Source organism: Segatella hominis (assembly GCF_004535825.1).
Taxonomy (GTDB): domain Bacteria; phylum Bacteroidota; class Bacteroidia; order Bacteroidales; family Bacteroidaceae; genus Prevotella; species Prevotella hominis.
Genome location: NZ_SGVY01000139.1, coordinates 1 through 825, shown reverse-complemented (window position 1 = coordinate 825; position 825 = coordinate 1). Strand labels below are relative to the sequence as shown.

Genomic DNA, 825 nt, shown 5'->3' with positions numbered 1-825 from the left:
CGCTTTATGGGGTAAGGGGATTTTGTGTCTGCGACATTTCTGTTGTGCAAGAAATATGTACAATAAAATGAATTTTGTCGCTTTGCAAGCAAAATCCCACTAAACCCTATAGGTTGCGGATTTGAGGTTAGATATATTTTATTTTGTTCTATGGATGATTTTTTTGTTAGAGGAAACTATCAAACAAATTGAATAACTTGCCCATGCTCAATAAAATGAGAGTTATGGAGTATATGAAGAAGTGTTTAGGAAATTTTCATCAATAGGTTGCTTTCCGATAGACTTTTCGTTGGTAGGTTTCAGAGTTAGGGATGTAGGTTATAATGTTAACGAGCTGTTACCAAGTTCTTTTTCATATAAGCCTCAAAGTCTTACTCCTAAATTAAATAGGTTATATTTGCAAGGAGCGTCTTTGAACTATGGTGCAATATGCCCCAGCTATAAAAGAATGTGATTTTGAATAAAATTAAGAAATTTATTTATCAAAATGGGTTATGCCAAAAGAAGCTCATCTTACGATGTATAGGCTTTTTCCGAACATAAACTGATTGCAAACAAAAACTGCTTCAGAACTACTACGGTATGTCAATAGTAAAGGATAACCTGTTGGCGGAATTAAAAAACCGCCTGAAAATTAGTATATTTTTATGGAGAAAAAGTTGTGCATCTCGTTGATTTTTAGTAACTTTGTAGTGTCAAATTATAAAGTTATATATTTCACGCTATGCACAACTTGTATGCAAATTTCGTAAAAATTCTTGAGATATGCAAGGATTTCTCCAAAAATTTAGTTAATGAGCTAGGAAATATTCCTCGCCCAGGAGT

General features: G+C 33.1%; 1 pseudogene. It reads left to right on the top strand.

Annotation, left to right across the window (positions count from 1 at the left end):
- Positions 1-647 precede the first annotated feature (647 nt).
- Positions 648-825: pseudogene (locus tag EXN75_RS18440) on the top strand (IS982 family transposase); the annotation flags it as partial.